Raw genomic sequence first — 7,190 nt, 5'->3', positions numbered from 1 at the left:
AGGGTGCGCAGCGCCGCGTTGCGGGCGGCGGCGGGCGCCGCCGCCATGCGCGCCGACGCCTGCCTGGCCTGCAGGCCCAGGGTCTGCATGTACTCTGCGACGTTCAGCGCGTTCATGCCGCGATTTTCGCACGCGCGCCGGGCTGCTGGGCCGTGCACTCGATGCACAGCCGCAGCGCCAGCCGGTGCAGCGCCTGCCAGGCGTCGTTCGGCCAGCCCGGCTCCTTCAGCCCCTTGACGATGCCGTCCACCACATGGGCCGCATGCAGCAGGTTGTCCAGCGCGGTGGCCGACAGGCGCGGCAGTGCGCGCTCGAACAGGCGCTCGCGCGGACCCCAGACGCGCTGTTCGCGCAGCGCCATCGGCAGCGGCCGGCCGGCGGCCACCGCGTCCTTCACGCGCTTGAGCGCGCGGATGTCCTCGGCCAGCGTGTAGTGCACCAGCACCGCCGCCTCGCCTTCGGCCTGCAGGCCGTCCAGCATGCGCTGCACGCGCGCCGGCTGGCCGCCCAGCACCGCTTCGGACAGCTTGAAGACGTCGTAGCGCGCCACGTTGAGCACCGCGCCTTCCACCTGCGCGAAGCCAAGTTCGCCGGCCGGATACAGCAGCGAGAGTTTCTGGATTTCCTGGTGCGCGGCCAGCAGGTTGCCCTCGACCCGGTCGGCGAAGAACTGCAGCGTGCGCTGGCCCTCCTCGCCCGCGGCCACGCGCTGGCCCTGCACGGCCAGGCGCTGCGCGATCCACTGCGGCAGCGCGCCGCGCTCCACCGGATCGACCTGCACCGTCATGCCGTTGGCTTCCAGCGCGAGGAACCATGCCGAGGTGCGCGTCTGCTTGTCCAGCCGCGGCAGCATCACCAGCGTGAGGGTAGAGTCGTTGCCCTGGGCGCTTTGCGCCAGCTGCTGCAAGGCGGTGCTGCCGTCCTTGCCGGGCTTGCCCGAAGGAATGTGCACCTCGACGATCTGCTTGTCGGCGAACAGGCTGAGCGAGCCGCCGGCGGCCAGCACCTCGCTCCAGTCGAAATGCGCGCCGGCCACGGTGTGCACGGTGCGCTCGCCGTAGCCCTGCGCCCGCGCCGCGGCGCGGATCGCATCAGCCGCTTCCTGCGCCAGCAGCGGCTCGTCGCCGTGCACGGTGTAGAGAGACTTCAGTGCCCGCTGGAGCTGCGGGCCCAGCTGGGTGGCGGCAAGCTGCATGCCTGCAAGTGTAGGGCTTGCCGCCCGCCGGTCCGCCCGGTCAGGCGGTGGCAGCCGCCAACGATTGCGCGGGAACGGCGGCCGGCTTCGATGCGTCCAGCCTGGCCAGCGCCACCTGCCGGAACACGGCGACCACGCGGTCGATCAATTCGGCGGTGATGGTCAGGGGCGGCGCGAAGCGGATCACCGTGTCGTGCGTCTCCTTGGACAGCACGCCGCCTTCGGCCAGCCCCTCGACCAGCTCGCGCGCCGTGGCGTGCGCCGGGTCGATGTCCACGCCCACCCACAGGCCGCGGCCGCGCACGTCGCGGATCAGCGGGTGCGCCTCGGCCTGCACTTCGCGCAGCCGCGCGATCAGGTAGTCGCCCATGGCGGCGCTGCGCGTGACCAAGCCTTCTTCCTCCAGCACCAGCAGCGCTTCCAGCCCGACCGCCGCGGCCAGCGCGTTGCCGCCGAAGGTGGAGCCGTGGCTGTTGGGCTCGAACACCTGCATGATGTCCTCGCGCGCCAGAAAGGCGCTCACCGGCAGCAGACCGCCGCCCAGCGCCTTGCCCAGGATCATCGCGTCGGGCCGGATGCCCTCGTGCTCGAAGGCGAACCAGCAGCCGGTGCGGCCCAGGCCGGCCTGCACCTCGTCGAGGATCAGCATCACGTCGTTGGCGGTGCACCACTTGCGCAGCTCGGCAAAGAAACCTTCGGGCGGCAGGACCACGCCGGCCTCGCCCTGGATGGTTTCGACCAGCACGGCGCACGTGTTGGGGCCGGCTGCGGCGCGCACGCTGTCCATGTCGCCGAAATCGAAGTGCCGGAAGCCCCCCGACAGCGGGCCGAAGCCGCTGCGGTAGCTCTCTTCGCTGGAGAAGCTGACGATGGTGCTGGTGCGACCGTGGAAATTGCCCCGCGCCACCAGGATCTCCTGCTGCCCGTCGGCGATGCCCTTGGTGCGGTGGCCCCAGCGGCGGGCACACTTGATGGCGGTTTCCACCGCCTCGGCGCCGGTGTTCATGGGCAGCGCGCGGGCGAAGCCGGTGAGCTGGCAGAGTTTTTCGAGGAAGGGGCCCAGCGTGGTGCCGTAGTAGGCGCGCGAGGTGACGGCCACGCGGCCGAGCTGCTTTTCGGCCGCGGCCACGATGCGCGGGTGCAGGTGGCCGTGGCTCACTGCGGAATACGCACCCATCATGTCGACGTATTCGCGGCCTTCCACGTCCCAGACGAGGCAGTCCTTGGCGTGGTCGACGACAACGTGGACCGGCTGGTAGTTGCGCGCGCCGTAGCGCGCCTCCTTGCCGATGAAATCGTTGCTCTTGCGGCTGTTTGCTGCTTGCATTGCGTGCTCCCGGTTGGAGCTTCCACTCTAGGCCTGCGGGCGCGCCGATAGGCGCGTTCCGGCACGGGCGCGGCAGCGGGTACGGCACTTCCAGCACGCCGCCGCTTCCGATTCGGAAGTGCCTATTTCACGCTCTGGGCACCGGAAAGCCGGCAAATTCCTTGATCGTCTGCATCTCGATGTTGGTGACGATTCGCTCGATGCCCAGCGTGCCGTCGTCCAGCCAGGCACTGATCAGCTGGTGGTAACCGTCGAGGTCGGAACACGCCACGCGCACCAGGTAGTCGTAGCGCCCGCTCACCACCCAGCAGGCCACCACTTCGGGCACCGAGGCCATGCGGCGCTCGAAGCGCTGCACGCTGGCCTGGCGCTGGTCCTTCAGGGTCACTTCGGCGAACACGCAGATCTGCGGCCCCATGGCCGCGCGGTGCAGCATGGCGCGGTAGCCCTGGATCATGCCGCCGCCCTCCAGCCGGCGCACCCGGTTGAGCGTGGCCCGCGCCGACAGGTGGATGGCTTCGGACAGTGCCTGCACCGTGGCCCGGCCGTCCTGCTGCAGCAGCCGAAGCAGCTCCAGGTCGGCGCGGTCCAGCTCCATGGACAGCAGCGGCGTCAGAGCGCCTTGACGGCCGCCAGGCGCCGCATCAACTGCTGCACCAGGTCGGTCTGCATGTCGCGGTACAGCAGGTTCTCTTCCACTTCCTTGGCCAGTGCCGCGGTTTCGTTGAAGCTGATGTCGCGCTGCTGCAGCAGCTCGGTGGGCGGAATCAGTTCCTTGTCCGCCGGCGTGCGCAGCCTAAAGCGGATGCGCGTGCGGATCTGGAACTCGCGCACCTGGCCCGAGGCATTGAGGCCGACCACCACCTTCTCGCGCCGCTCGTCCAGCAGCTCGAGCACCACCTGCGCGCTGTCGGCCGCGGGCGTGAGCTTCACCGGCGAAGAGGTCCCCAGCGTGCGCTTGAGTTCGTTCCCCACGGCGGATGCCGGCGAGGCGTTGATGAAGATGGTGTCGAACACGAAGCTCGGCGGCTGGCGCAGCTGGAAGCCGCAGCCGCCCAGCAGTGCCGCGCCGGCCAACAGGAGGAAACGCCTGGAGGTACGCATCAGAGCACCACGTTGACCAGGCGGCCAGGCACGATGACGACCTTCTTGGGCACCGCACCGCCGGAAAACTTGGCGAAGGCCTCGCTGGCCAGCGCGACCTTCTCGATCTCGTCCTTGCCGAGGCCGGCAGGCACCAGGATCGAGCCGCGCAGCTTGCCGTTGACTTGCAGCATGAGTTCGATCTCGTCCTGTTTCAGCGCGCCCTCGTCGATGCGCGGCCAGGGCGCATCCAGCAGGTCGCCCAGCTGCGCCGCATAGCCCAGTTCCTGCCACAGCGCATGCGGCAGGTGCGGCGTGGCCGGGTACAGCACGCGTAGCAGGATGCCGAAGCCTTCGCGCAGCGCGGCGTCCGCGCCGGGCTCGTCGAAGGCCTTGAAGTCCTCCAGCGCATTGAGCATCTTCATCGCGCCCGAGACCACCGTGTTGTACTGCATGCGCTGGTAGTCGTAGTCCACCTGGCGCAGCACGGTGTGGATCTCGCGGCGCAGCGCCTGGGCCTGCTTGCCGTAGGCGGTGGCCGGCGCCGCAAGCGCTGGGCGGCCGCTCAGCTTGTGGCCATAGTTCCAGACGCGGCGCAGGAAGCGGTACGAGCCTTCCACCGCGGCGTCGTTCCACTCCAGCGTAGCCTCCGGCGGCGCGGTGAACATGGTGTACAGGCGCGCCGTGTCGGCGCCGTACTTGTCGATGAGGTCCTGCGGGTCGACGCCATTGCGCTCGGTCTTGCCCATCTTGCCGATGCCGCCGTACTGCAGCTCGGTGCCGTCGGCCAGCGTGCCGCCGACGATCTGGCCGCCCGCGTCATGCACCGGCGCCACGTCCGACGGCGGGAAGTAGTGCTTGCCGCCCTTCTCGTCGCGCCGGTAGTAGATGTGGTTGAGCACCATGCCCTGCGTCATCATGTTGACGAAGGGTTCGCCGAAGTCGATCAGGCCCATGTCGCGCATCACCATCGCCCAGAAGCGCGCGTACAGCAGGTGCAGCACCGCGTGTTCGACGCCGCCGATGTACTGGTCCATCGCCATCCAGTAGCGCGTGCCCTCGCCGACCATCGCCTGGTCGTTCTTCGGGTCGCAGTAGCGCATGAAGTACCAGGCCGAATCGACGAAGGTGTCCATCGTGTCGGTTTCGCGGCGCGCCGGCTTGCCGCAGACCGGGCAGCTGCAGGCGAGGAAGTCCTCGCGCTTGTTCAGCGGGTTGCCGCTGCCGTCGGGCACGCAGTCCAGCGGCAGCAGCACCGGCAGGTCTTTTTCCGGCACCGGCACCGCGCCGTGCTCCGCGCAGTGGATGATGGGGATCGGCGTGCCCCAGTAGCGCTGGCGGCTGATGCCCCAGTCGCGCAGGCGCCAGGTGGTCTTCTTCTCGCCCAGCCCCTTTTGCTCCAGCGCGTGCGCCACGGCGATCACCGCCTCCGTGAAGCGAAAGCCGCTGTAGATGTCGGAGTTGATGGTGACGCCGCGCTCCTTGTCGCCGTACCAGTCCTGCCAGCGGTGGTAGTCGTAGGTTTCGCCGTCCACGTGCACCACCTGCACGATCGGCAGGCTGTACTTCAGCGCGAAGGCGAAGTCGCGCTCGTCGTGGCCCGGCACGCCCATCACGGCGCCGTCGCCGTAGCCCATGAGCACGTAGTTGCCGACCCACACGTCGATCGGCTCCTGGGTCAGCGGATGCAGCACCTGCAGGCCGGTGGGCATGCCTTCCTTGTCCCGCACCGCGAGTTCGGCCTCGGTGGTGCCGCCCTTCTTGCATTCCTCGATGAAGGCGGCCAGTTTGGGATTGGATTGCGCCGCGTGCGTGGCCAGCGGGTGCTCGGGCGCCACCGCGCAGAAGGTCACGCCCATGATGGTGTCGGCGCGGGTGGTGAACACGTGCATGCGGCCGCCGCCGATCAATTCACCGTCGCCGCCGCGGATCTCGTGCGGGAAGGCGAAGCGCACGCCCTCGCTGCGGCCGATCCAGTTCTCCTGCATCACGCGCACGCGCTCGGGCCAGCCCGGCAGGCCGTGCTGCACGTTGTGCAGCAGCTCCTCGGCGTAGTCCGTGATCTTCAGGTAGTAGCCTGGGATCTCGCGCTTTTCAACGATGGCGCCGGTGCGCCAGCCGCGGCCGTCCACCACCTGCTCGTTGGCCAGAACGGTCTGGTCCACCGGGTCCCAGTTCACCACCTGCGTCTTGCGGTAGGCCAGGCCCTTTTCCAGCATCTTCAGGAACAGCCACTGGTTCCACCTGTAGTAGCTGGGGTCGCAGGCGGCGATTTCCCGCGACCAGTCGATGGCGAACCCCATCGACTGCATCTGGCCCTTCATGTGGGCGATGTTCTCGTAGGTCCACTTGGCCGGCGCCACCTTGTTCTTCATGGCCGCGTTCTCGGCCGGCAACCCGAACGCGTCCCAACCCATCGGGTTCAGCACGTTGTAGCCGCTCATGCGCAGCTGGCGCGTCAACATGTCGTTGATCGTGTAGTTGCGCACGTGGCCCATGTGCAGCCGGCCGCTGGGGTACGGCAGCATGGCGCAGGCATAGAACTTCTTCTTGCGCGGGTCCTCGGTCACGCGATAGGCGTCGCGCGCGGTCCATTCGGCCTGGGCGGCACGCTCGACCTCGAGGTGGTTGTACTTGTCTTGCATGGCGAAATTGTAGGTGGCGGCGGATGTCCCCTCGCCGCCGGATCACTTCTTCGGCGGTTCCGCCACAAAGCCGATGCGGCTGAGCCCAGCCTTCTGCGCCACGCCCATGATCTCCACCACGCGGCCGTAGGGGACGGAGGCGTCGGCGCGCAGCTGCACTTCCGTGTCGGGATTGGCTTGCGCCACCTGGGCCAGGCGCGGGCCCAGCTGCGCCGGCGTGACCGGCCGCTCGTCCAGGTAGAGCTGGCCGGCGCTGTTGAGCGCCAGGGTGACGAAGCGCGGCGCGTCGGTCGGCTGGGTGGCTTCGGCGCGCGGCAGGTTCAGGCGCACCGAGCTGGCCAACAGCGGGGCGGTGATGATGAAGATAACCACCAGCACCAGCATCACGTCAACCAGCGGCGTGACGTTGATCTCGCTCATGGGCTGCGGCCCGGGGGTGCGCTCGAGGCGGCCGAATGCCATTCAGCCTCCGCAGGGCCGCCCCAAGGAGGCTGAAGCCCCCTCGGGGGGCAGCGACGCAAGGAGCGTGGGGGCCGGCATGTCAGGCGCTCTGGTGCACGTGGGTGAACAGTTCGCGCAGGTCGCGCGCGAAGCCTTCCAGCTCGGCCTCGATGCGCCCGATCAGCCGGCCGAACACGTTGTAGCCCAGCACCGCGGGAATGGCCACGGCCAGGCCCGCGGCCGTCATGATCAGCGCCTCGCCCACCGGGCCGGACACCTTGTCGATGGTGATCTGGCCGGCCGAGGCGATGCCGGTGAGCGCGTGGTAGATGCCCCAGACGGTGCCCAGCAGACCGACGAAGGGCGCGGTGGAGCCCACGGTGGCCAGCAGCACCTGGCCGAACTGCAGGCGGTCCAACGTCCGGTGCAGCGCGTCGCGCAGCACGCGGGTGAGCTGCTGCGCGCGGTCGCCGGCGGCGGCCAGCGCACCGGCCGGGGG

The 7,190-nt window shown here is 69.2% G+C and carries 7 protein-coding genes; all 7 read right to left on the bottom strand.

Annotated elements, in window-relative coordinates; translation table 11 throughout:
• Window positions 1-112: 112 nt before the first annotated feature.
• Window positions 113-1,195 carry a DNA polymerase III subunit delta gene (holA, locus tag H0U68_RS12915; RefSeq protein WP_296356190.1) on the bottom strand — a complete coding sequence of 361 codons (1,083 nt, stop codon included), beginning with the start codon at window positions 1,193-1,195 and terminating at the stop codon, window positions 113-115.
• 40 nt (window positions 1,196-1,235) lie between these two features.
• A complete protein-coding gene (rocD, locus tag H0U68_RS12910) occupies window positions 1,236-2,522 on the bottom strand; it encodes an ornithine--oxo-acid transaminase (protein WP_296356188.1) in 1,287 nt (428 codons plus the stop codon).
• 127 nt (window positions 2,523-2,649) lie between these two features.
• Window positions 2,650-3,120 carry an Lrp/AsnC family transcriptional regulator gene (locus H0U68_RS12905; protein ID WP_296356187.1) on the bottom strand — a complete coding sequence of 157 codons (471 nt, stop codon included), beginning with the start codon at window positions 3,118-3,120 and terminating at the stop codon, window positions 2,650-2,652.
• A gap of 14 nt (window positions 3,121-3,134) precedes the next feature.
• A complete protein-coding gene (lptE, locus tag H0U68_RS12900; protein ID WP_296356185.1) occupies window positions 3,135-3,626 on the bottom strand; it encodes an LPS assembly lipoprotein LptE in 492 nt (163 codons plus the stop codon).
• Entirely contained in the window at window positions 3,626-6,250 is a 2,625-nt protein-coding gene (gene leuS, locus H0U68_RS12895; RefSeq protein ID WP_296356183.1) for a leucine--tRNA ligase, read from the bottom strand. The genes lptE and leuS overlap by 1 nt, the downstream gene beginning before the upstream one ends.
• Window positions 6,251-6,292: 42 nt before the next feature.
• Entirely contained in the window at window positions 6,293-6,712 is a 420-nt protein-coding gene (locus tag H0U68_RS12890; RefSeq protein ID WP_296356181.1) for a biopolymer transporter ExbD, read from the bottom strand.
• Window positions 6,713-6,791: 79 nt separating this feature from the next.
• Window positions 6,792-7,190, bottom strand: a 399-nt coding sequence (locus H0U68_RS12885) for a MotA/TolQ/ExbB proton channel family protein (RefSeq protein WP_296356177.1), incomplete at its 5' end; no start/stop codon positions are given.

The organism is Ramlibacter sp., assembly GCF_013697775.1.
In the GTDB taxonomy this organism is placed as follows: domain Bacteria; phylum Pseudomonadota; class Gammaproteobacteria; order Burkholderiales; family Burkholderiaceae_C; genus Ramlibacter.
The sequence above is the reverse complement of the archived record's forward strand: the minus strand, read 5'-3'. Positions and strand labels throughout refer to the sequence as shown.